Here is a 23327-nt window from a genome sequence, read left to right on the forward strand (position 1 = left end):
CGGCGGGACGGCTGTGACGAACGGGGCCGCGGGAGACCCCCGCAACGCAGCGAGCCCCCCGAGGCGCGCCGGGTCACGGCGGCCTCGGGGGGCTCGGGGCGGGTGGGGTGCGTGGTGCTACATCGCCTGGTCGATGAAGGAGGCGACCGGCCGGCTGGGTCCGTAGGACATGCGGGCGGCGACGTCGCGCTGGCGCTGGCTCTGGGTGATCGCCTCGACCAGGGCCTCGGCGACGGCGAGCTGGTGCTGCAGCAGCCGGGCGGCCCGCTCCCGCAGGTCCGGTGGCACCGGGCCCAGGTTCGACGGCGGCACCCAGTCCTGGGCCCGGCGTCCCCAGGCGGCGATCTCCTCGGCCCGCTCGCGGGAACCCGCGTCGCGAGCCATCGTGCGCTGCGCGGCCAGGACCTCGCCCTCCATCGCCTCCAGGACCGTGGTCCAGTCGGCGGCGGGGGAGTCCGGCCCGGTGCTCATGCCGGCGTCGAGGCCAGCGACGCCACGGCCTGCCGCCAGGCGTCGCGGAGCGGCTCGACGACCTTGCGCGCCGAGCCGACGCGGTTGCGGTCACCCTTCACGTTGGCCTGCACGAGCTCGGTCAGGAGCCAGGCGTAGAGCGCGGCCAGGCGGGGACCGCCGTCCCAGGCGTCGACCTTGAGGCTGCTGCGCAGCTCGATGACGATGTCCTGCGCGTGCTGCAGCTGGGTGCCGGCCTCCGCGCGGTCGCCGGCCACCAGGGCGCTCTCCGCGCGCTCGAGGTCGAGCGCGAGCCGGTCGTAGAGCATGACCAGGATGCGCTGCGGCGAGGCCGTCGCGACCGAGTCGCCGAGGTAGCGGGAGCGGAGGGACGCGGTGCTCATCGATCGGTCTCCTGGGGAAGGGTCGTTGGGGAGAGCATCGGCGGTGGCCGCGTCAGCTTGAGCTGGGCAGCGACGCGAGCTGACCGGCCAGCCAGCTGGACTGCGACCTCAGCGAGCCCAGGGCGCTCTCCATGGCGGTGAACTGGCGGGTGAGGGTCTCGCGGCGCGCGGTCAGGCGGAGGTCCCAGTCCGCGATGCGGTCCCGGAAGTCCTCCGCCAGCGAGTCCTTGCCCTTCGCCAGCACCGAGAGGGTGCCGGTCGTGGCGTCGGTGGCGCGCTTGGTGAGGGCCTGGAGGCGCTGGCTGACCCCGTCCACGGCGGCGGTGCTGCCCTCGGCGGGGGTGCCGGCGAACAGCCGCTGCGTGCGCGCCGGGTCCGCCGCGAGCGCGGAGAGGAAGGCGGTCTGGTCGAAGGCGATCGTGCCGGTGCGGGTCAGCTGCACCCCGGCGCGGCCGGGCGAGCCGTCGAGGCCGACCGCGGAGGAGACGGCGTCGAGGATCTCCCCGGCGAGCTGCCGCAGCGCGAAGTCGCCCTTGAGCACGGCGGTGGAGCCGCTGTCGTTGTTGCCGTGCCTCTCGATCTCCGCCAGGGCCGCGTTCGCGGCGTCGACGAAGCCCTTGACCTTCGCCGCGACCGCCTCCGGGTCCGCGGTGACGGTGATGGTGACCGGGGTCGCGCTCTTCTCGCTCACCGTGAGCGTCCCGCCGGGGAGCAGGTCGGCGAAGGTGTTGGACGACGAGGTCACCTTCGGCCCGTTGACCGGGTCGGTCCCCAGGCGCAGCGCCGCGTCGGACCCGGTGGCGAGCGTGGTGGTCGTCCCGGCGCCGCCGATCGAGAACTGCGCCCCGGCACCGGTGGTCTTCGCGGTGACCATGAGCGCGTACGAGCCGGTGTCCATCCGGACGGCCGTGGCCGACAGGCCGGGCGCCTGCGCGTTGATGGCGGCGACCGCGTCGGCGAGGGTTCCGCTGCCCCCGACGGTGATGGTGGTCGTGGTGCCGCCGGAGGTGACGGTCAGCGGGTCGCTGCCGAAGGCGGCGGTCGTGCCGGTCCAGCGGGTGACGCTCAGGACGGAGTGGGCGGCCGCGACCGACTCGACGGTGAAGCTCAGCTGCCCGGTCTGCGGCGTGCCGGTGACGGCCACGGCGACGCTGGGTGCGGAGCTGGCGGCCTTGGCGGCGGTCCAGGTGGTGGTCCTGGCGAGCTCCTCGGCGGCGCTGCGCAGCGCGTCGACCGTGGTGTTGATCGACCGGTAGGCGCTCGCGGCGGACTGCGCCGCGCTCAGCTGGGTCTTCAGCCGGTTCTGCGGGAGGGCCTCGGCGGTCATGAGCGCGCTGATCAGGCTGGTGATGTCCAGCCCGGAGACCAGTCCGTCGATGCTCAGGCTCGCCATCGGTGCCTCCGTGGGTGGGGTCGCGGATGTGGGTGAGGGGGGAGGCCGGGGCCTCCCCCCTCACGGGTGGTGCTGTGGTGCCTAGGCGCTGAGCGCCGGACGTCAGCGGAGCAGCTGGAGGACGCCCGACGTGCTCTGGTTGGCCTGGGCGAGCATCGCCGTGCCGGCCTGCGACAGGATCTGCGACCTGGTGAAGTTCACCATCTCGAGGGCCATGTCGGTGTCGCGGATGCGGCTCTCCGACGCGGTCAGGTTCTCGACGGTGGCGTTCAGGTTGTTGATCTTGTGCTCGAGGCGGTTCTGGACCGCACCGAGCTCGGCCCGCTGGGTCGAGACCATGCCGATGGCGCTGGCGACCGCGGTGATCGCGGCGCTGGCGCCGGAGGCGGTGGCGATCGACACCGAGCTGGTGACGCCCAGCGCCGACGTGGCCATGCTGCTGATGCTGACGCTCAGGGTCTCGCCGGCGTTCGCCCCGACCTGGAAGTTCTTGGCCGTGTACCCGCCGCTGAGCAGGTTCGTGCCGTTGAACGTGGTCTTGGAGGCGATGTCGTCGAGCTCGCGGGACAGGGCCTGGAACTCGGCGTTGGCCTTGGACTTGTCCGCGTCGGTCAGGGCACCGTCGTTGGACGCCTGCACCGCGAGGTCACGCATGCGCTGCAGGATGGAGTGCGTCTCGGTGAGCGCACCTTCGGCCGTCTGCACGACCGAGATGCCGTCCTGCGCGTTCCGGACGGCCATCTTGAGGCCGCCGATCTGCGCGCGGAGACCCTCGGAGATGGCCAGGCCGGCCGCGTCGTCGGCGGCGCGGTTGATGCGCAGGCCGCTGGAGAGCTTCTCCAGCGACTTGGCCATCGCCCCGTCGGTGACGTTCAGGTTCCGGTACGCGTTGAAGGCGGCGATGTTGTTGTTGACGCTCAGAGCCATGGTGTTCCTCCTTGGAATCGGCCCGTTCCTGTGTCCGCTGCATCCGTGCTGCGGCCTTGCAGGGTTGTTCTCGGCGGGCAGTGGCGGCACCTTGAGGCGAAGCGGCAGCAATTTCCTGCGGTTCCCGCCGAGGACATCGAGGCGCGTGCGGCACGTGAGGCGCACGAGGTGGGGTCCGGCGTGTCCGGAGGCATCGGTGTGGCGGTGGCGGTGAAGGTGGTGGCGGTGTGCCGTTGAACAAGGCACCCGTCTCCCGCCCCCCCGCCCGACCGGCCCCCGCCGCGGGCGATGGACTGCGCCCACTAGCCCGGGCGCCGTGAGGACGTCCGACCACCATGCACGTGCTGCTGTCCCACACGATGTTCACCGGGTCCCTCTTCCACCGGATCGCCGAGCCTGCGCGGGCTGTCGCCGAGGCCGGCCTCGGCGTCGAGGTGACGGTCCAGCGCGGCCTCAAGACGGTCATGGCACCGGACCGCGAGAACCCGGCGGGTCCGCTGGTCGTACGGGAGGTGGACGCTCAGGGCGCTGATGTCGTGGTCCTGCAGTTGCCGAAGACCCTCGAGATGCTCCAGTGCCTGAGGCTGCTCCAGGCACAGGGCGTCGCCGTCGTCGTCGAGGTGGACGACCACCTGACGGCAGTCCCACCCGGCCACCAGGGGCACGACGCCCTCATCCGCAAGGGCATCGGTCGCATCGCGGAGACCTGTGCTCGGGAGGCCGACTTCGTGACGGTGTCCACCCCGAACCTGCTGGCGCTCTACGGAGCGCGGGGGCACGGGGCGATGGTGCCCAACGCGATGCCACGACGGATCGCGGAGCTCCCGCCGGCATACGAACGGGAGCCGGAGATCGTGACCGTCGGCTGGACCGGCACGGTCGGCACCCACCCGTACGACCTACAGACCATGGAGTCGGGGCTCGAGCACGCTCTCGACTGGACCCGGGGCAGGAGCCGGTTCGCGATCCTCGGCCAGGCCGGCAACGCCAAGGAACTGCTGCGTCTGACCGACGAGCCGATCGAGATGCCTTGGATCATGGACGTCGACGGGTACTCCGCTGCCATCGGTGAACGGTTCGACATCGGTGTCGCACCGCTGCGCATCGACACGTTCAACAACTGCAAGAGCTGGCTCAAGGTGCTGGAGTACTCCGCCCGCGGCGTCTTCTCCGTCCGCTCGCCGAGCGCGGAGTACGAGCGGTTGGGTCTGGGCTACCGGGCCAAGCGGCCGCGTGACTGGTCCGCCGCGATCATCCGGGCTGTGGAGGGCCCGGACTGGCGACGGGAGCAGGCTGCGGCCAACCGGGAGCAGGTGCTGGCCCGACATCTGACCGAGCACACCGCCGAGCTGTGGGCCGCCGCCTGGCGGACAGCACGGGAGATCCGCACGCGAACCGACCGCATCGGCGCCTAGGCCGCCGAGGACTCGTCGGCTGCGGCCGCATGGGGAGACTTGTCATGGACAGACACGAATTGCTCGCCGCGCTGCATGCACGGCTGCAACCCCGCAACTACCTGGAGATCGGTGTGGACGCCGGCGCCAGCCTGGCGCTATCGCGGGTGCCGAGCATCGGCATCGACCCGGGGTTCGCGGTTGTCCACGAGATCGACTGCGACGTCCAACTCGTACGCGCGACGAGTGACGACTACTTCCGATCGCACAACCCGACGGAGAAGTTCGACGGGGAGCCGGTCGATCTGGCCTTCATCGACGGCATGCACCTGGCTGAGTTCGCGCTCCGGGACTTCATCTACGTGGAGGCCTACAGCGCACGCACCAGCGTCATCGTGTTCGACGACATGCTGCCGAGGAACGTGGTCGAGGCGGCGCGGGACCGGCAGACCGTCGCCTGGACCGGAGACGTGTTCAAGGTGACCCACGTCCTCCGGCACCTGCGGCCCGACCTGGTGGTCCTGGAGGTGGACACGGAGCCGACCGGCACTGTCGTGGTGCTTCTCCCGGACGCCCGGTCGACGGCGCTGGCTGAGCACTACAACGACATCGAGGCCGCCATGGTGGCCGACGGCGACCCGCAGGATGTGCCCGAGAGCGTCCTCGGCCGAACCAGGGCGGTGGACCCGTACCGACTGCTGCAGTGCGCCTGGTGGGAGACGCTCGTGGCCGAGCGTCAGGGGCGGGTTGCCAGGGCCTCGCTGAGCGAGGAACTCGCTCAGCAGGATTGGACGGAACTGCGAGCGGCGGCACTCGGTGTCGCACCACTCCCGTCCGCATCCCGAGCCTGATCTCCGTCTGTGCAGGGCGCCCCGGATCCTCGACGAGGATCCGGGGCGCCCTGCCGTGTTTGGCGTGTTTCACGGTCGCCGGTTGGGTCGCTGCGCTCGGGCCGACGACAGCTCGGAGACGTCGCCTCCGGTGGCGTTGACGTCCGAGCGTCGCGGTCGGGACCGACGTGAAGGTTTACCTCCCCCTTCCCACTCACATCGCCTTCCTCAACTCGAGCGCGATGTCGTCAGGAACGGTCTTCGAGGCGGTTACGGTCGCGCCGTGTCAACGGTCATCGAACAAGTCGTTCAAGCAATGCTCCAGCAGGTCGGTGGCGTCTATGGCCGATCGCTCACCAACATCGACGACGAGCGGCAACGAGCTGCGTTACGACAGACGGCCGCATTCGTCGAGGAGCACATGCCGCGGGCGCGGTCGTTCGATGGGCCGTCGGCATACCAGGCCAAGTGTGACCTGCTCGACCACGCCATCGACCTGGCCCCGGATGAGGGGCTGGTCCTCGAATTCGGAGTCGCGTCCGGCGACACGCTGCGCAGGATCACCAGCCGGCGGTCCCCCGCGCACGGGTTCGACTCCTTCGAAGGTCTGCCCGAGGACTGGCGAACCGGCTTCGTGAAGGGGGACTTCTCGGCTCCGCCACCGGAGATTCCTGGGGCCACGTTGCACATCGGGTGGTTCGAGGACACCCTCCCCGGGTTTTTCGCCGAGCACCCGGGACCGATCGCCTTCGCCCACATGGATGCGGACTTGTACAGCTCGACCGCGACGATCTTCCACCAGGGCGAGGGTCGGTTCGTGGCTGGCACGGTCCTGCTCTTCGACGAGTACTTCAACTTCCCGGGCTGGCAACACCACGAGCACAAGGCATTCACGGAATTTCTGGAGCGGACCGGCCATGAGTTCGAGTACATCGCCTACAACTCGCTGCACGAACAGGTGCTCGTCCAGTTGACCAGTTGACTGCTTCCGCCGTCCCCGCCTTGCGGGGATGGCGGACAGGTGCAGAGGGGCAGCAGAGCTGCTGCCGCCGCTGAGAGTTGACCGCTCGTCAGCGGAAGGCGATGTGGAAGATGGGTCCAGCTGCGTTGGCCAGGAGTCCGTGTTCCTGCATGGTCGAGCCGTTCCGGGCTCGGTGAAGGCTGGACCTGCCGGATGCCGCCACGCCTTGTTCTCGATGGCGTCGGCGACCCGACGTCGAGGGTCCTCGCACGCGACCGATGGGATGTCAGCGGATGTGCACGCGAAGCGGTGAGGTCGGAGCGGTCGGCTCGCGTGGTGTGAGTCCGCGGTCGTCGATGCCGTGCCCCGCGCCCGCGTAGTCACGAACGGTGCACCGGTTCGGTCGCGTCGTCCTGGTCGCCGGCACCGTGGTTCACGCGGCTCGAGCACGTACGACCTCGGTAGGCCAGGTTTCAGGACGGGCACGGACGGCACGCCGCTGACGGAACCAGCGCCGCCATTCCTGGTCACCGCACAGCGAGTTCGCAGGTACATCGCACGACCGACCCAGCGAGCCCGCGCCGACCGATCGGGCTGCGCCGATCATCGAACGCTCTGCGCAGCTGGTCGGTCAGGCGGCGCGCCGCCGCCCGCGCAGGGCTAGGAGTTGATCGTCGAGTTCCGCCTGCTCGCCACGGACCTGTTGACGCAAGGCCTCCTGTTGGGTCCAGAAGTGCGCAGGGTCCTGGTGTACGGCCAGGATCCGCCGGGCCAGTTCGCCAGAGTGCACGTCCGTCTCGTCGAAGCGGAAGAAGTCGGGCATAGCGAAATCCTCGGCGAACCGTCCGGCGCCCAGGCGTCGCACGAAGACGACTGCTCCGCTGACTGCGGCCTCCCGAGGCAGTCGGTCCTTTCCCGGCAAGTGTCCGAAGTCGACGTAGACCATGGTTCGACGAAGCGCGGTCACGATCTCGTCCTTGGTCATGTCACGGATGGGCATGCATGAAAACTCTGGATGAGCCGCGAAGAAGACGTGGGACAGGTCTGCGCCCTTGACCGGGTTGAATGCGATGGCCGTCTCGGCGTTGGGCCCGGAGGTCGTCAATTCCGTGAAGGTCGGCGTGGTGTAATCGCTCAGAGGCATGCTGGTCGGAACCCCGGAACGCTCGAGGTAGTCACGCGCGTAAGCGCTTTGGTAGTAGTGCTTGACCTTGTGATTGGCGAACAGGGCGCGCAGTGTCGGCTCATCGGTCGTGACCATCGCATTGTCGACCGACAGCCACCAGATGGCCACGCTGGCGCCGCGAAGAGAGGTGACGTCGCCCGCGTACACCTCGGGGAGCACGAAGAGGTGTTGGCGACTCATGGCGCCACCGCGGAAAACCTTCGGCTCGTAGGTCCGGTAGACCTCGAGTGCGGGATTGTGCGACGGGGGACGATACGTCAGGCGGCCGTCCCCGATGTCGATGTGCGCATCACCTCCGACGTAGATGATGTCGCTGCGGATGCCTTGGCGATTCAGTGCATGGCTCGCTTGGTGGATCGCTTCCGGCCCACCGGTGGGTTGCGTGGGGCAGAAAAAGCTCACGCGCTTGACGTTCCGCATGCTCATCGATGCTGGTCCTCTCGATCATCACCTCGGCAGCGAAGGCGTCGGCTCGCTGCCCGCAGGAAGGGCTGGAGCAGCCCAGCGGTCATGCCGTCTGCCAGGTGACCCTGGCCGTGCCCGGCACCACTGCGGGGGCCCACGCACCGCGCGGCGGCGGGGCGTTGCGGCCGGCCACCCGCTCGACGTACGAGCGCTGCTGGTTGCGCGCGCGGACGCCGCCGTCGGGGGCGACCGGCGTGCCGTCCCACACCTCGCTCATCGCTGCGTGCAGCAGGGTCAGGGCCCGGGCGCGCATCTGCGAGACGCGCGAGAGCGTCACCCCGAGGTCGGCGGCGATGTCGGTGAGCGACTCCCCGCCGAAGAAGTTGCGCTCCACGACCTCGTCGAGCCGGTCGGGCAGCGCGCGGATGGCCTGGTGCAGGTAGCGGGCGCGCTCGCTGCGCAGCACCGCCCGCTCCGGGGACTCCCCGGTGTCGGGGAGGTCCAGCGAGCCGCCGTCCGGGCCGGTCTCCGCGTCGATGCTCACCATGACCGCGCGGTGCACGTCGACCTGGAGGGAGTCCAGCTCGCTGCGGGCCATGCCGAGGCTGTCGGCGAGCTCCTCGCGCGTCGGGGGCCGGCCCAGCGACATGGCCAGCGCGTCGGCGGCCGCGTCGGTGCGCCGGGCCGCCGCCCGGACCGACCGGCTGGCCCAGTCGCCCGAGCGCAGCTCGTCGAGGACCGCGCCCTGCAGCCTGGCCAGTGCGTACGTGGCGAAGGAGGCGCCGGCCGACGGGTCGAACCGCCGCGCCACCTCGACCAGGGCCACCCGGGCGCAGGAGACGAGGTCCTCCCGGCTGACGTGGCTGGGCAGCGAGATGCGCGAGGCCACCGCGTTGACCGCGAACGCCGCCAGCGGCAGGTGCTCGGTGACCAGCGCGTCGACGTCCCGCGGTGGCAGGCCGCCGGGGGAGGGCGGGCGCGGGGTCGGGATCCGTCCGGTCGCCGGGGCACGCGAGGGGCTCACGTCCCTCTTCTCGGCTGTCCCGGGCCCGGACGGGAACGCCTGATCGGCAGAACCGGGGCAGAACTTGAGACCTCGGCTTGAGGCCCTGGTCGCCGGTGCCGATGGCTCCCCCTGAGAACGCCGGGGGCACCGCCCGCGGCGCCGGGACGGGAGGACGGTGGGGAGCATGGACTACCAGCACCTGTCGACGTTGCTGTGGCGCGAGCAGGAGCTGCTGGACCTGCTGCTGTTCAAGGCCGAGGAGAAGCAGTACCTGATCCTCAGCGGCAAGACCCGCTGGTTGGCCCGCATCGCCCACGAGATCGAGGTCGTCCTCGACCAGCTCCGTAGCCTCGAGGTCGAGCGCGCCGCCGCCACGGAGGTCATCTCCGAGCGCCTGGGCACCGGCATCAACCCGTCACTGCGGAAACTCGCCGAGGCCGCGCCCGCCCCGTGGGACGACCTGTTCGCCAAGCACCACGAGACGCTCCTGGCCCTGGTCACCGACCTGCGCAGCCTCTCGGACGCCAACCGCGAGCTCATCGACGGGGGCCTGGCCGCCATCGGCGACGCCTTCGTCTCGGTGCGCACCCCCACCGCCGGCACGTACGGCGCGACCGGTCGCACCGACGAGCGGGCGCACCGCGCGGTGACCCTGGACGGTGCGCTGTGAACTCCTTCTCCTCGCTCAACACCGCGACCACCGCCCTCTGGGCGCAGCGCCGCGGCCTCGACGTCACCGGCCAGAACATCGCCAACGTCAACAGCGAGGGCTACAGCCGCCAGCGGGTGGACCTGCGGGCGATGGGGGGGACGGTCGTCCCCGCCTTCTACTCGGTCAGCCAGGGGGTCGGGTCCGGCGTCAGCTCCGACGACGTCCTCCGCATCCGCGACGCCTTCCTCGAGGGCCGCGCGCACGCCGAGCACGCCACCTCCGCGCAGCTGCACACCGAGTCGGCCGCGTTCGAGGCGGTCGAGGACGCCTTCCGGGAGCCGGGGAGCACCGGTGTCCAGGCGCTGCTGTCCGACGTGTGGGCCGCCTGGGGGGACGTCGCGAACAACCCGCAGGACCTCGCCACCCGCAGCCAGCTGCTGCAGCGGACCGAGACGCTGGTCAGCGGCATGCACGCCACCCGCGCCACGCTGGACACCCAGTGGACGAGCGCGCACGACAGCCTCGCGGCGCTCGTGGCCGAGGTGAACAGCATCGCCACGGAGGTGGCCGGGCTCAACCGCGCCATCCAGCGCGCGACGGGCAGCGGGTACCCGACCAACGAGCTCGCCGACCAGCGCGACGTCCTGGTCATGAAGCTCGCCGACCGGGTCGGCGCCACCGTCCGCCCCGGCGAGGGCGGCGTGCTCGACGTCGTCGTCGGGGGCACGACCCTCGTCGCCGGCTCGCTGAGCACCAGGCTCACCGTCGCCGGCCCCACCGGCATCGACGCCATGACCGCCTCCGACCGGCCCCGGGTCGTGACCGACCCCGGCGGCTCGGCGGTCCCCGTCGGGGGGACGGCGGCCGGCCGGCTGACCGTGATGACCCAGGTGGTGCCGACCTACCGGGCGGGTCTGGACGCCGTCGCCGCCGGCTTCGCCCAGCAGGTCAACGCCCTGCACCGGAGCGGCTACGACCGGGACGGCAACCCGGGGGGCGACCTGCTCGGACCGCCGCCGCCGGCGAGCGTGACGGCGGGCTCGCTCACGCTGCTGGTCGGCTCGCCCACCGCGGTGGTGGCCGCGAAGCTGCCGCCCGCGGGCGGCGGGGCCTCGACCGACAACGGCATCGCCGACGAGATCGGGCAGCTGAGGCTCGCGACCGACGGCCCGGACACCACCTACCGCGCGCTGATCGTCGAGCTGGGGGTGCAGGCGTCGGTCAGCGCGCGGACCCTCGACATCCAGTCCGTGGTCGCCACGAACGTCGACGCGGCCCGGGAGTCGGTCGCCGGCGTGAACCTCGACGAGGAGATGGCCAACATGCTGCAGTACCAGCACGCCTACGCCGCGGCCAGCCGCATGGTCACCGCGATCGACGAGGCCCTGGACGTCCTCATCAGCCGCACCGGCCTGGTCGGGCGCTGACGGCGATGAGGATCACCCAGCGCGCGGTCACGCTCACCAGCCTCCAGGGCCTGAACCGCAACCTCGACGCCATCGGGAAGATGCAGCAGCAGCTCACCTCGGGCAAGCTCGTCTCCCGGCCGTCGGATTCCCCCACCGCCGCGAACGCGGCGATGCGGACCCGCAACGACCAGGCGGCCAACGCCCAGTACGCCCGGAACATCACCGACGGCCGGAGCCGGCTGGACGCCACCGACTCCACGCTGAACACCATGCTCAGCCAGGTGCGGAAGGTGCGGGACCTCACCGTGCATGCCGGCAACACCGCGGCCCTGCCCGACAGCGCGCGCGAGGCGATCGCGGTCGAGATGGACCAGCTGCGGGAGAGCCTGCTGAGCCTGGCCAACACCTCGATGCAGGGCCGGCCGCTGTTCGGCGGGATCGCGTCCGCGACCGCGGCCTACACCGACGCCGGGGTCTACCAGGGGCGGGGCGGCGGGGCCGGCGAGCAGGTGCTGCGGCGCGTGTCCGACACCGAGACCATCCGCGTCGACATCACGGGGGCCGAGGCCTTCGGCGACCCGGCGCTCGGCGAGGACCTCTTCGCCGTCGTGGCGACGACCGCCGCGGCCGTGCGGGCGGGGGACGGGGCGCAGATCGACGACCGGCTCGCCGCGCTGGACGGCGTCCTCGAGGGCATGCGCACCGCGGTGGCCGACGTCGGGGCGCGCGCCAAGCGGATCGAGGGCGCTGGGTCCCTGACCGCCGACCAGGCGCTCACCCTCACCGACCGCCTCAAGTCCGTCGAGGACATCGACCTGGCGAAGACGATCATGGAGCTGGAGATGCAGAAGACCGGCTACCAGGCCGCCCTCGCGGCCACCGCCAAGGCCATCCAGCCCTCGCTGGTCGAGTTCCTGCGCTGACCGCCGTCCGGTCCCGGGAGAGGTGAACCCACGATGACGCTGTCGGCGGTCGCGACGCTGCCCCTGCTCGACTTCACCGAGGCCCTGCCCGGGTTCCCGGGGCACCGGGACTACGTCCTGGTGACCGCGGACGGCGACGGCCGGCTGTTCTGGCTGCAGTCGATGGCCGTCGACGGGCCGCGGTTCCTGGTGGTGGACCCGGCGATGTGGTTCCCAGGTTACGCGCCGGTGCTGCCGCGATCGGCCTGCGCCGACCTCGGCCTGGCCGACCCGGCGGCGGCCCGGCTGTTCTGCCTGCTCACCGTCCCCGCGGAGGGGCCGTCGGCCGCCACCGCGAACCTGCGCGCGCCCATCGTGGTCGACCCGGAGACCTGGAAGGCCGTCCAGGTGGTCCTGCCCGACCCGGCCCATCCCATCCGGCGTCCCCTGCGCCGATAGGGGAGAGGGGCGGCACGCCGGTGCCGGCCCTGCCACGGAGGCCACCTACGACCCATGGAGGGGTACACGTGCTCACACTCACCCGCAGCGTCGGCGAGACGATCCGCATCGGCGACGACATCGAGGTCCACGTCGTCGAGGTCCGCGGCGGCACCGTCCGCCTCGGCTTCAAGGCCCCCCGCGAGGTGGCCATCCACCGCGAGGAGGTCTACCGGCAGATCGTCGAGGCCAACCTCCTGGCCGCGCAGGTCACCGCGGACACCCTCGGGGCGCTGGCGGCCTTCGCGCCCACCCCGGCCGCCGGTCCCCCGGCAGGTCACGGTACGGTCACGGAGAGCGAGCGCAGTCGACAGATGTGACCGGAGCGACCGGGTCCGTCTTTGGCGAGATCTGCTCACCACTGCACCGGTGGGGTCGGAGGTGTCACCGACACGGGCAGATCCTGCCGAAGAGCTCGGTCGACTACTGCGATCGGCACAGCGAGTGTTGTGCCGTTGACGCCGCGTCCATGCGCCAGAGTTGCCCCCACGAACGTCACAGGGGGCGATCACCATGGAACGCAGCGCAGTCGACATCCTCGGCGCCGACACCACCGTCGGTGACCCGACCCTGCCGCCCGCCGGCGCCGCCCGGCCGGAGGCCCCGGCACCGGCGGACACGGTCGTGGTCCACGTCCAGCTCCGGCCCCGCCGCGGCTCGACGCGCCGCTGCCTGGCCGAGCTCGCCGAGCTGGCCGGCCGGCACCCGGAGGTCTCCTTCGGCCTGACCGGGCTGTCCAAGGACGACCGGGTGGTGCGGGTGACCGTCGGCGTCGAGCTCGGCCCGCGCGCCGCCGTCGCGCGCTTCTCGCCCCAGGCGCAGGCCGCCTACGCCTTCGTCAGCGAGATCTTCACCGCCCTCTACGACCACATGCCGGTCTACACGGTCGAGCCGGGCGCCGCCGAGCGCGTGGCCGCCGACGGCCTGGTGGCGCGGCTGTCCGGCGGCGTGCCCGCCGAGCGGGCCGCCGTCCCCCCCGTCCCGGCGGAGCAGGTCCCCGCCTGACCTCCCTCCCGGGCGCTGCCCCCTGCGCCCGTCGCGGCCACGTCTTCCCCACACAGTCGCCAGGAGCCCCGGTGCCCACCACCCCCGCAACCCCCACCCCCACCTCCCCGGGCAGCGGCCCGACCCGCGCCCCGCTGGTCTTCGGCGGCATCCCCGAGGCCGACGGCTTCGCGCTGGCCCCCATCACCCCCCGCGACCGCGTGCACTTCCGCGTCGACCGCGAACTGCCCCTGGCCTCGCTCCGGGCCGACCTGCCCGACGGCGTCACCGTCAGCTTCGACGAGGGGGAGGGCCTGTACCGGGTGGACGGGGCCCCGGGCACCGGCCAGGTGCTCGCCGAGTGGGTGCGGGCCTGGTGCGCCGGCCACGGCTGCAGCACGATCGGGTTGCGCGCCGAGGCCGACGTCCGGCGCCGCGCCCCGCGCGACCTCCCGCCGGCCTACCTCGACGCGCTGTGCCGCCACTACCTGCCGGTCAGCCTCAAGCGGCTGCAGCGCAACATGAGCACGATCCGGCTGCACCTGCCCGACCCCGACGACCTCACCCAGCAGGTGGGCGAGTGGATCCTCAAGGCGGTCGCGCAGTACGACGAGACCAAGGGCGTGCCGTTCGGCGCGTTCCTCGCCACCCAGCTGTCCAAGTGGGTGCACGACCTCGGGCGCAACGCGCACGGGCGGACGGCGGCCGACACCGAGAACAAGCAGCAGAAGGCGATCGCCGCCTTCGTCGCCGAGCACCAGCGCCGGCCCAGCGAGCGGGAGCTGGCCGCCTTCATGGGGCAGAGCGTCGCCACGCTGCGGCGCAACTCCCAGACGGTGGCCACCCTCAACGGCCTGCGCAACCTGCAGTCGCTGGACGGCGGGCCCGACGCGACCGAGATCATGCTGCCCGACACCAGCGAGGCCCCCGACCAGATCATGGACGAGGCCGAGCAGACGCTGCTGTCGCACGCGCTGACCGCCGCCTGCGCCCCCGACCCGACCGCCCGCCGGGACCAGCGGGCCGGCCAGCCCAACGTCCTGGGCTGGGCCACCTGGTACCTCACCACCTGGGGCGGCCGGACCAAGACCCAGCTGTCGGCCGACCTCGGCACCTCCGTGCGCAACATGAACGTGCACGCCGACCGGGTCGAGAAGGCGCTCAAGGAGCGGCTCACCGAGCTCGCGGACTGATCGGCGCGGACATCGGAGTCCGGGTCGATCCGGCCTCCACCCTGCCGATACAGAAACCGTGACCGCCCGCACGGACCGCCGCCGCCCTGGCGGGGCGGGGTGCGTGCCGCCGGGCGCGGGAGGCGGGCGGTGAGCGCGCTGGCCGCCGACGGCCGGACGCCCGGCGTCCTGGCGCCGCACTGGCTGGGCGCCGGGCACCGGAGGGCGCTGGCCGAGGCCGTCCGGGCCGGGCTCGAGGACCCCGGCGTCCACCCCGTGGACGCCGTGCACCTCGCCGACGTGCTCACCGAGCTGCACGTGGCGGCCGCCCGGGACGTCGTGTGGCCGGCGCCCGCCGCGCGGGTGCGGCGGGTGACCGGCTGGGACGCCGACGTGCTCCCCGTGCGGCTGTCCGCGCGCGAGCGGGCCGCCGCGCTGGCCCTGCCGGACCTCGCCCCCGTGCTGCGGCGGGTCCTGGGGGAGGGGCGCCCGTGACGGGGGCCGTCCCGGGACCCACCCGCCTGCTGTCCCGGCTGCGCGCCGCCCCCGTGGCGGTGGACGACCTGCGCCGCGCCTGCGACGAGGTGCTGCCGCGGCTGGCCGCCCCCGGGTTGCGGCTGGCCGTCGTGACCGAGCGCGGCACCGGCCCCGTCCTGGTCGTCGAGGAGGCCGAGCGCGGGCTGCGCGTCCCGCTCGCCGACCTGGCCGAGGACCTCTCCGACGCCGGCGCCGGCACGGGCCACGACGGGCTGGTGGCCGCCCTGACCGCGTGGGTGCTGTCCCGGCCGGTGCCGGACGCCGTCGCGTCCGCCGCCGGGGTGGCCGTGCTCCAGTGGACCGACCGGCGCCGGGTGGCCGTCGGCTGGCGGGTCGTCGTCCCGCGGGGTGGCGTGGCCGTGCCCTGGACGCCGTCTCCACGCGCCGACCGCCGCGTCGTCGAGCGGGCCCGGGCCGGCGCGGTCGTCCGTGCCACCGCCCTCGAGGGCGTCCTCCGGCTGGAGGGCCCGGTGGCGCTGTGGTCGGCCGCGCGGCACCCGGCGCTGTCCACCGCCGCGCTCGCCGCCCCAGCGCGGCTGCTGGACCGCCTGCGCGCCGCCGGGGTGGGACGGGCGGACCCCGGGGACCTGCACGTCGTCGTCACCCCGGACTCGCCGCTGGCCTGCGCCGGAGCGGCGGTGGCCGCCCGCCTGGCCGGGGAGACGGGGGAGGCCTGCGTGCGCCTGCCCTGGACCGGGCTGCCCCGGCTCCGCTGGCTGTAGCCGCCCCACCGGCCGGGGCACAGGAAGCTCTACCCGCGCATCGGGCCGCCCGACGGGTGGACAGCCTCCTGTGCCCCGACCCCGGCCCCGACCCCGAGCCCCGAGCCCCGGGCCCCGAGCCCCGCTGCCGGCGTCGAGCAGCTCAGGCCAGGTGGCCGAACTCCCAGTGCCAGGGCTCGGGCTTCTCCCCGCCGGGCTGCGCCCAGCCGGGCTGGACGAAGCCGAACGCCCCGGCGGAGGCGGCCATCCACCGCGACTCCACGGTCCCGGCGACGTTGATCCCGCCGCACAGGTCGACCGCCAGCCCCCAGCCGTGGTGGGAGGTCCCGGGCGCCGCGGCCAGCCGGGGCTTCACCCGTGCCGCGGTCACCTGCGCCTCGAGCGACCGGTAGGAGTCGGTGATGCACAGCGGCCGGTCGAACTCCGCGGCGAACGCCTCGGCCAGGGCCGCGTAGCCGGCCGCGGCGTCGCAGCGCAGCGCGTGCCCCCGGGCGATCGGGCACAGGGCCGAGGCGGGGATCTCCCCGTTGGACCAGCCACCCCAGGCGGGGCTCACCGGCCCCACCGGCGCGGGCGGGGCGCCGCAGGGCCCGCGGCCCGCCGTGCCCGCCGGCAGGGCCGCGTTGGGAGCGGCCGGGGCGGCGAGGGTCACCCGCACGGCGCCGGCGACCCCGGTCAGCGGGCGGACGCCGACCTGGTAGGTCGCCGCCGAGGCGCCGACCACCTGCCCGTCGCCCAGGTACAGCGCCACGTCGAGCCCGCCGTCGGCGAACACCAGGTCGCCGACCTGCAGCTGGGCCACCGGCACGGCCGCGCCGGTGCTCCACTGGTCGGCCGCCGCCGCGGGGAGGGCGTGGCCGCCCAGGAGCCAGGACCCGGCGGTGAACCCGCCGCAGTCGTGCACGTCGGGGCCGGCCCCGCCGGGGGCGTAGGGCTCCCCGAGCTGGGCCAGCGCGCTGCTGACCGCGGCGACCGTCTCCGCCGGGAGCACGGTGACCGGGCGGTTGCCCGCCACCGCCACGGCGACGCCGGGGACCGGCTGCCCCGCCGCGTCGAGCAGCGGGCTCAGGCCGGACGGCAGGTCGGCCGGGTCGGCCAGGTCGGCGGCCGGCGGCGGGTCGATGCCCGCCGCGGCGAGCAGGCCGAGCTGCTCCTGCCAGCGGCGCAGCGCGTCGGCGTTGCGGGCCTGCTGCTCGCCGGCGGCAGTCGCCGTGCCGAGCGCGGCCAGCTGGGCGGCGACGTCGGGGGCCAGCCCGGCCGCCTCCGCCCGCACGCCCTCCAGGGCGGCCCCGGCGGTCCGCGCGGCCAGCTCCGCGGCGGCCCGCGCCTCCGCGGCCCGCCGGCGGGCGGTCCCGAGGTCCGTGGCGGCCCGCTCGGCCCGCACGGCCAGGCGCTGCAGCTCGGCGGCGCCGCGGTCGGCCAGCGCCTGCGCCCAGAGCACGTCCGCGGTGGCCGCCGGGTCGGAGAGGTCCAGCCCGGTCAGCGGGTGGGCGAGCGACGGGGCGGCGGTGTACCGGTCGGCAGCCCGGGCGCCGACGGTGACCCGGGCGGCGGCCAGCCGCTCCCGGGCGGTCTGCTCGGCCTCCGCCGCCCGCTGCAGGTCGTCCTGCCGCTCGCCGAGCTCCTGGGCGGCCTGCCGGTAGCGCGCCGCGCCCTCCTGCAGCCTCGACTGCGCGGCCAGGGCCAGGCCCGGGCCGTCGACCGGCTCACCGGCGCTGCCGGTGGGCTGGGTGCCGGGGGCCAGCAGGCCCGCCAGGACGGGGAGCACGAGGCCGAGCGCGGCCACGGCCAGCCGCTGCGACCAGCGGCGCGCTCCCGCGCCGGGGCGGCGGGTCCGGCGGCGCGGGCGGCGGCGGCCCGCCGGGCGGCGCCGCGCGGGCCCCGCGGTCCGCGGCCGCTGCGGTGCCGGGCCCGTGCCGCCGGTGGCCGCCCGGGCCGCCAGCAGGGCGCGCAGGGCCTCGGCCTCGCGCGGGGTGAGCGGCGGACGGGCAGCACCGGTGGACGTCGGGGTCCGGGTGCCCGGCTGCGGTCGCCGGCCGCTGCGGGCCGGTGCCGGGGCGCGCCCCGTCGGGGTGCCGCGGCGGGGGGCGGTGGTGCGTGGTGCCGGCACTGCCCGTCCCCCGGTGGTCTCGTCCTACGCGGCGGGCTCCGTACGGGTACGGGCCCTCGCCGACGTATCGACGGAGGGGGGAGGCGGCCGGAGGGCGGGTCGGGCCCCTCTCACCCGGGAGGGGGAGGGACCCCACCCGATCGGCGGGCGGTCAGCCGGGGCGGGCGGTGCGGTCGGCGGGCGGCCACCAGCCGCCGTGGTGCTGCTCCAGGGGGATGCGGACGATCGCGCCGTCCTCGGTCGAGACGACCAGCTCGACCCGCGCGACGCGGTGCCGGGTGCCCTCGAGCCGGACGACGCCGCCCGTGGCCAGCGGCACGGGCGGCAGCACCAGGTCGTCGCCGGGCGAGGCCTCGGTCATGCGGGCTCCTTCCCGGACGCCGGGGTCCCGCCGCCCGCGGTGGACGGCGGGGTCCCGGTGACGTCCGACCCCGTCCGGGGGCCCACCCCGGGCGTGCGAGGTGGCCCCGGGACGGGGTCGGTGTCTCAGCGGTTGCCGATCTCCACGAACGCCCGCTCGGTCTCGCCGGTGTAGACCTGCCGCGGCCGGCCGATCTTCGTGGCCGGGTCGGCGATCATCTCGCGCCACTGGGCGATCCAGCCGGGCAGCCGGCCCAGGGCGAACAGGACCGTGAACATGCGGGTCGGGAAGCCCATCGCCCGGTAGATCAGCCCGGTGTAGAAGTCGACGTTCGGGTAGAGCTTGCGCTCGACGAAGTAGTCGTCGGACAGCGCGATCTCCTCCAGCTGGCGCGCCAGGTCGAGCATCTGGTTGTCCCCGCCGAGCTTGTCGAGCACCCGGTCGGCGGTCTGCTTCACGATGGCCGCGCGCGGGTCGTAGTTCTTGTAGACCCGGTGCCCGAAGCCCATGAGCTTGACGCCGGGCTCCCTGTCCTTCACCCGGGCGACGAAGCGGGGGATGTCGCCGCCGTCGCGCTGGATGGCCTCCAGCATCTCGAGCACCGACTGGTTGGCCCCGCCGTGGAGCGGGCCGAACAGGGCGTTGATGCCGGCGGACACGGAGGCGAAGAGGTTGGCCTGCGACGACCCGACCAGCCGCACGGTCGATGTCGAGCAGTTCTGCTCGTGGTCGGCGTGCAGCACGAACAGCATGTCGAGGGCCTTGGCCAGCTCGGGGTCGACCTCGTAGGGCTCGGCGGGGAAGCCGAACGTCATCCGCAGGAAGTTCTCGACCAGGCCGAGGGAGTTGTCCGGGTACAGGAACGGCTGGCCGACCGACTTCTTGTAGGCGTAGGCCGCGATGGTGGGCAGCTTGGCCAGCAGTCGCAGGGTCGAGATCTCGACCTGCTCCTCGTCGAAGGGGTCCAGGGAGTCCTGGTAGAAGGTCGACAGGGCGCTGACCGCCGAGGACAGCACGGGCATCGGGTGCGCGTCGCGCGGGAAGCCCTTGAAGAACTGCTTGAGGTCCTCGTGCAGCAGGGTGTGCCGCCGGATCCGGGTGTCGAAGTCGGCCAGCTGGCGGGCCGTCGGCAGCTCGCCGTAGATCAGCAGGTAGCTGACCTCGATGAAGCTCGAGTGCTCGGCCAGCTGGTCGATCGGGTAGCCGCGGTAGCGCAGCACGCCGGCGTCACCGTCGATGTAGGTGATGGCCGAGGTGCAGGACGCCGTGTTGACGAAGCCGATGTCCAGCGCGACCTGCCCGGTCGTCGCCAGCAGCTTGCCCGTGTCCAGGCCGTCGGACCCCTCCGTGGCCGGCACCACGCTGAGGGGCAGTTCTCCACCGGGGTAGCGCAGGGACACGTCGGGGTTGCCGGCCGCGGGTGCGCTCGCTGTCTCGCTCATCAGCACTGGACGCTACTCAGCTCCGGTAGCCCCCGCGTCCCCACCCCGCGGCGGGAGGGCGGGACGGCGCGCCGCCGCGCCCTCCCGGCCGGTCACGGGTGCGTCATCGAGAGGACGTCGAGCGCCTCGTCGAGCTGGGCCTCGGTGAGCTTGCCCTGCTCGACGTACCCCCGCTCGACCACCACCTGCCGGATGGTCTTCTGCTCGGCCAGGGACTGCTTGGCGACCTTGGCCGCCTCCTCGTAGCCGATGTACTTGTTCAGCGGCGTGACGATGGACGGCGAGGACTCGGCGTACTCGCGGCAGCGCTCGACGTTCGCGGTGATGCCGTCGACGCAGCGGTCGGCCAGCAGCCGCGACACGTTGGCCAGCAGCCGGATCGACTCGAGCACGTTGCGGGCCATCAGCGGCAGGGTGACGTTGAGCTCGAAGTTCCCCGTCGTGCCGGCGAAGGTCACCGCGGCGTCGTTGCCGATCACCTGGGCGCCGACCTGGATCGTGGCCTCGGGGATCACCGGGTTGACCTTGCCCGGCATGATCGAGCTGCCCGGCTGCAGGTCCGGCAGGGCGATCTCGCCCAGGCCGGTGCGCGGCCCCGACCCCATCCAGCGCAGGTCGTTGGCGATCTTCACCAGGCCGACGGCGATCGTCCTCAGCTGCCCCGAGCCCTCGACGAGGGAGTCCCGGGAGCTCTGCGCCTCGAAGTGGTCGCGCGCCTCGGACAGCGGCAGCTCCAGCTCGCCGGCCAGCCGCTCGATGATCCGCGCCGCGAAGCCGGGCGGGGTGTTGATGCCGGTGCCGACCGCGGTGCCGCCGAGCGGCAGCTCGCCGATCCGCGGCAGCGAGGCCTGCAGCCGCTCGACGCCGTACCGGACGGCGGCCGCGTAGCCGCCGAACTCCTGGCCGAGAGTGACCGGGGTGGCGTCCATGAGGTGCGTGCGGCCGCTCTTGACGACCTCGGCGAACTCCTCGGCCTTGCGGGAGAGGGACGCCTCGAGGTGCCGGAGGGCCGGGACCAGGGTGCGGACGATCGCCCGGGTGGCCGCGATGTGGATCGCCGACGGGAACACGTCGTTGGACGACTGGGAGGCGTTGACGTGGTCGTTGGGGTGGACCGGGCGGCCCAGCGCCTCGGTGGCCAGCGTGGCGATGACCTCGTTGGTGTTCATGTTGCTCGACGTCCCCGACCCGGTCTGGAAGACGTCGATGGGGAAGTGCTCGTCCCACTCGCCGCGGACGACGGTCTCGGCGGCGTCCGCGATGGCGGCGGCCACGTCGGCGTCCAGGACGCCGAGCTCGGCGTTGACCTGGGCCGCGGCGCCCTTGATCGCGGCGAGGGCGGCGATGAGCTCGCGCTCGATGGGTGTCCCGGAGATCGGGAAGTTCTCGACCGCGCGGTGGGTCTGCGCGCGCCACTTGGCCCAGGCCGGGACCCGCACCTCCCCCATGGAGTCGTGCTCGACGCGGTACTCCGTTGCGTCCTGCTCTGCCGCCACGCTGCGCTCCCGGTGTGGTCTGGGTGGGATCGGTGCTCCGGCAGCGACCCTAGAGGCCGCCGGGGAAGGGGTGCCGACGATCCCCGCCCGACGGCGCGCGACGGCCTCGGCAGGGCGCGGGAAGACCTCTAGCATCCCCCCGCCGTCCACCGGAACCGAGGAGCACCCGCGCATGTCCCAGCCGCCGCCGAACCCGCCGCAGGGCGGCCCCGACCCCCGGGGCACCGAGCCCGACCGGCAGGGACAGGGGACGCCCGGTCCGGACGACGAGACCCAGCAGCTCGGCGAACCCGCCGCGGGCTACCGGCCGGCGGCACCGACCCAGCACTACGGCCCGGGCCAGGTGCCCCCGGTGCCCGGCCGGCAGGGGACCGAGCAGTTCCCCGCGCCGCCCGGGTACGGCCAGCAGGCGCCCGGCGGTCAGCCGGGGTGGGGGCAGCCGCAGCCGGGCTGGGGGCAGCAGCCGTACGCGCAGCAGTCGTACCCCCAGCAGCCGTACGGCGGGCAGGACCCCTCCGGGCACCCGCCGGGGTGGGGCCGGCCGCAGCCGGGCTGGGGGCAGCAGCCCCCGTACGGCGGCCCGCCGCAGGGTGCGCCGGGCGGCCCCGCCGGGCCGGGCAGGAGCAGGCGCACCACGGTCATCGCCCTGGTGGTCGCCGCGGTGGTGCTGCTCGTGGCCGGCGGCATCGCCGCGGTCCTCCTGCTGCGGGGGGACGACGACGCGGCCCCGGCCGCCGACCCCACCCCGGCCGCGACCTCGTCGGCCGAGGGGTCGCCGAGCGCCTCCCCGGGCACCCCGTCGCCCACGGAGCCCTCGCCCCCGGCGTCCTCGCCGTCCCCGGACACCGGTGCGGCACCGGCCGGGCAGCCCCCGGGCGACCTCGGCGACGACCCGGGGTTCGACGCGCTCGCCGAGTCCTGCTTCGGCGGGGACTGGGCGGCGTGCGACGAGCTGTACCTCGGCACGCCCGTCGGCTCCGAGTACGAGGCCTACGCGGAGACCTGCGGCGGCCGCAACGAGCCCGACGGCGGCAGCTGCCGGCAGCGGTACGGCGACGGCGGCGACGGTGGCGGGGTCCCGGCCGACCTGCCCGCCGCCCAGCCCGCCCCGACCGGCGCCGACGCCGACCTCCAGGGGGTGGCCGATGGCTGCCAGCAGGGCGTGGTCGCCTTCTGCGACCTGCTCCAGCTCCTGGCGCTCGCCGACCCCGCCCTGGAGCCGTACGCCGAGTACGGCCGGACGTGCGGCGGCCGCAACGCGCCGGTGGACTCCTGCTCCGCGCTCTACGGCTGAACCCGGCTCCCCGCGGCCCCCGGTCCGGTCCCCCCGGCCCCGGGGTGCCCCCCGGACGCCGTGCCCGGCGCTAGCGTCAGGGACGTGACGCCCGCCGAGCAGCCCCCCGACCGTGAGCACCCCGCCCCCGCCGTCCGCATCTCGGACGCCGACCGGGAGGCCGTGGTGGCCCGGTTGCAGCGCGCCGTGGCCGAGGGCCGCATCGACCTGGGGGAGTTCGGCGAGCGGGTGGAGGCCGCCTACGCCGCCGTCACGGCCGAGGACCTGGCGGGCCCGGTGGCCGACCTGCCCGCCGAGGGCAGCCCCGAGGTGGAGATCGTCGGGTCGCGGCCACCCAGCCAGGTCGACAGCGTCTTCGGGGACATCCGGCTGACCGGGGCCGGCGCGGCGCCCGAGCGGGCGCACACGGTCTTCGGCGACATCCGGCTCGACCTGCGCGACCTGCGCACCCGCGAGCAGCGGATCGAGATCGAGCTGAGCACCTGGTTCGGGGACGTGGACGTCGTGGTGCCCGAGGGGGTCGACGCCGAGCTGATCGGCCGGACCGTGTTCGGGGACCGCGTCGTCGACCTCGCGCCCGTTCCCCGCCTGGAGGGCACCCCGCGCATCGTCGTCCGGGCGCGGGCGGTCTTCGGCGACCTGCGGCTGCGCAGCCTCGCCCCCGGCGAGTCGGCCAGCCGCTGGCGGGCGCTGGTCGAGCGGCTCGCCGCCCGGCACCTGCCGCCGGCGCCCACCCCGCCGCCGGCCCCCCGGGCACCGACGCCCCCGCCGGCCCCGCCGCGGCCCTGAGGG

24 protein-coding genes are annotated in these 23327 nt (G+C 74.0%); 14 read left to right on the top strand and 10 right to left on the bottom strand.

Features of this window, described 5'->3' with window-relative positions; translation table 11 throughout:
* Positions 1-117: 117 nt before the first annotated feature.
* From D0Z06_RS03155 to D0Z06_RS03170, 4 genes are all read right to left on the bottom strand, one after another.
* Positions 118-471, bottom strand: a complete 354-nt coding sequence (locus D0Z06_RS03155; protein ID WP_117375918.1) for a hypothetical protein — start codon at positions 469-471, stop codon at positions 118-120.
* Positions 468-854 (bottom strand): flagellar export chaperone FliS, encoded by a 387-nt coding sequence (gene fliS, locus D0Z06_RS03160; protein ID WP_117375919.1) that lies wholly within the window; start codon positions 852-854, stop codon positions 468-470. The genes D0Z06_RS03155 and fliS overlap by 4 nt, the downstream gene beginning before the upstream one ends.
* 52 nt (positions 855-906) lie before the next feature.
* The gene (gene fliD / locus D0Z06_RS03165) at positions 907-2247 is read right to left on the bottom strand and encodes a flagellar filament capping protein FliD (RefSeq protein ID WP_117375920.1); all 1341 of its coding nucleotides are present in this window, start codon (positions 2245-2247) and stop codon (positions 907-909) included.
* A gap of 102 nt (positions 2248-2349) precedes the next feature.
* Positions 2350-3174, bottom strand: a complete 825-nt coding sequence (locus D0Z06_RS03170; protein ID WP_117375921.1) for a flagellin N-terminal helical domain-containing protein — start codon at positions 3172-3174, stop codon at positions 2350-2352.
* Between the two features lie 335 nt (positions 3175-3509).
* Between D0Z06_RS03170 and D0Z06_RS03175 the strand changes: the two genes are divergently transcribed.
* The 3 genes from D0Z06_RS03175 (at position 3510) to D0Z06_RS03185 (ending at position 6380) form a co-directional block, all read left to right on the top strand.
* The gene (locus D0Z06_RS03175; RefSeq protein WP_117375922.1) at positions 3510-4589 is read left to right on the top strand and encodes a glycosyltransferase family protein; all 1080 of its coding nucleotides are present in this window, start codon (positions 3510-3512) and stop codon (positions 4587-4589) included.
* 44 nt (positions 4590-4633) lie between these two features.
* Positions 4634-5419, top strand: coding sequence for a class I SAM-dependent methyltransferase (locus D0Z06_RS03180; RefSeq protein WP_117375923.1), 786 nt, complete (start codon positions 4634-4636; stop codon positions 5417-5419).
* Between the two features lie 262 nt (positions 5420-5681).
* A complete protein-coding gene (locus tag D0Z06_RS03185) occupies positions 5682-6380 on the top strand; it encodes a TylF/MycF/NovP-related O-methyltransferase (RefSeq protein ID WP_199522098.1) in 699 nt (232 codons plus the stop codon).
* 610 nt (positions 6381-6990) lie between these two features.
* Here the strand turns inward: D0Z06_RS03185 and D0Z06_RS03190 are convergent.
* Entirely contained in the window at positions 6991-7971 is a 981-nt protein-coding gene (locus D0Z06_RS03190; RefSeq protein WP_117375924.1) for a hypothetical protein, read from the bottom strand.
* A gap of 82 nt (positions 7972-8053) precedes the next feature.
* Positions 8054-8974 carry a sigma-70 family RNA polymerase sigma factor gene (locus tag D0Z06_RS03195; protein ID WP_233517414.1) on the bottom strand — a complete coding sequence of 307 codons (921 nt, stop codon included), beginning with the start codon at positions 8972-8974 and terminating at the stop codon, positions 8054-8056.
* A gap of 166 nt (positions 8975-9140) precedes the next feature.
* Between D0Z06_RS03195 and D0Z06_RS03200 the strand changes: the two genes are divergently transcribed.
* From D0Z06_RS03200 to D0Z06_RS03240, 9 genes are all read left to right on the top strand, one after another.
* Positions 9141-9626, top strand: coding sequence for a flagellar protein FlgN (locus D0Z06_RS03200; protein ID WP_117375925.1), 486 nt, complete (start codon positions 9141-9143; stop codon positions 9624-9626).
* Positions 9623-11035, top strand: coding sequence for a flagellar hook-associated protein FlgK (flgK, locus tag D0Z06_RS03205; RefSeq protein WP_117375926.1), 1413 nt, complete (start codon positions 9623-9625; stop codon positions 11033-11035). Before D0Z06_RS03200 ends, flgK begins: the two co-directional genes overlap by 4 nt.
* 5 nt (positions 11036-11040) lie before the next feature.
* A complete protein-coding gene (gene flgL / locus D0Z06_RS03210) occupies positions 11041-11940 on the top strand; it encodes a flagellar hook-associated protein FlgL (RefSeq protein ID WP_117375927.1) in 900 nt (299 codons plus the stop codon).
* Between the two features lie 33 nt (positions 11941-11973).
* Complete coding sequence (fliW, locus tag D0Z06_RS03215; RefSeq protein WP_117375928.1) at positions 11974-12378, top strand: flagellar assembly protein FliW; 405 nt, start codon at positions 11974-11976, stop codon at positions 12376-12378.
* A gap of 68 nt (positions 12379-12446) precedes the next feature.
* Positions 12447-12737: a carbon storage regulator CsrA gene (csrA, locus tag D0Z06_RS27250; protein ID WP_255419328.1), complete on the top strand. Its 291-nt coding sequence runs from the start codon at positions 12447-12449 to the stop codon at positions 12735-12737.
* A 193-nt stretch (positions 12738-12930) separates the two neighbouring features.
* Positions 12931-13422, top strand: coding sequence for a hypothetical protein (locus D0Z06_RS03225; protein WP_233517415.1), 492 nt, complete (start codon positions 12931-12933; stop codon positions 13420-13422).
* A 71-nt stretch (positions 13423-13493) separates the two neighbouring features.
* Positions 13494-14594: a sigma-70 family RNA polymerase sigma factor gene (locus tag D0Z06_RS03230; protein WP_117375929.1), complete on the top strand. Its 1101-nt coding sequence runs from the start codon at positions 13494-13496 to the stop codon at positions 14592-14594.
* Positions 14595-14723: 129 nt separating this feature from the next.
* Positions 14724-15068 carry a hypothetical protein gene (locus D0Z06_RS03235; protein WP_117375930.1) on the top strand — a complete coding sequence of 115 codons (345 nt, stop codon included), beginning with the start codon at positions 14724-14726 and terminating at the stop codon, positions 15066-15068.
* The gene (locus D0Z06_RS03240; protein WP_117375931.1) at positions 15065-15832 is read left to right on the top strand and encodes a hypothetical protein; all 768 of its coding nucleotides are present in this window, start codon (positions 15065-15067) and stop codon (positions 15830-15832) included. Before D0Z06_RS03235 ends, D0Z06_RS03240 begins: the two co-directional genes overlap by 4 nt.
* Positions 15833-15974: 142 nt before the next feature.
* Here the strand turns inward: D0Z06_RS03240 and D0Z06_RS03245 are convergent, their stop codons facing one another.
* The 4 genes from D0Z06_RS03245 to D0Z06_RS03260 all read right to left on the bottom strand — a co-directional run bounded on the left by D0Z06_RS03245 (position 15975) and on the right by D0Z06_RS03260 (position 21241).
* Positions 15975-17942 (bottom strand): NlpC/P60 family protein, encoded by a 1968-nt coding sequence (locus D0Z06_RS03245; RefSeq protein WP_117375932.1) that lies wholly within the window; start codon positions 17940-17942, stop codon positions 15975-15977.
* 151 nt (positions 17943-18093) lie between these two features.
* Complete coding sequence (locus D0Z06_RS03250) at positions 18094-18303, bottom strand: hypothetical protein (protein WP_117375933.1); 210 nt, start codon at positions 18301-18303, stop codon at positions 18094-18096.
* Positions 18304-18428: 125 nt separating this feature from the next.
* The gene (locus D0Z06_RS03255) at positions 18429-19745 is read right to left on the bottom strand and encodes a citrate synthase (RefSeq protein WP_117376103.1); all 1317 of its coding nucleotides are present in this window, start codon (positions 19743-19745) and stop codon (positions 18429-18431) included.
* Between the two features lie 92 nt (positions 19746-19837).
* Positions 19838-21241, bottom strand: a complete 1404-nt coding sequence (locus tag D0Z06_RS03260; protein ID WP_117375934.1) for a class II fumarate hydratase — start codon at positions 21239-21241, stop codon at positions 19838-19840.
* A gap of 172 nt (positions 21242-21413) precedes the next feature.
* On the opposite strand from D0Z06_RS03260, the gene D0Z06_RS03265 reads away from it, so the two are divergent.
* Positions 21414-22535 (top strand): chromosomal replication initiator protein DnaA, encoded by a 1122-nt coding sequence (locus D0Z06_RS03265; RefSeq protein WP_117375935.1) that lies wholly within the window; start codon positions 21414-21416, stop codon positions 22533-22535.
* A gap of 84 nt (positions 22536-22619) precedes the next feature.
* Positions 22620-23324 carry a DUF1707 SHOCT-like domain-containing protein gene (locus tag D0Z06_RS03270; RefSeq protein ID WP_117375936.1) on the top strand — a complete coding sequence of 235 codons (705 nt, stop codon included), beginning with the start codon at positions 22620-22622 and terminating at the stop codon, positions 23322-23324.
* Positions 23325-23327: the final 3 nt, after the last annotated feature.

The organism is Geodermatophilus marinus, assembly GCF_003428645.1.
Taxonomy (GTDB): Bacteria; Actinomycetota; Actinomycetes; order Mycobacteriales; family Geodermatophilaceae; genus Geodermatophilus.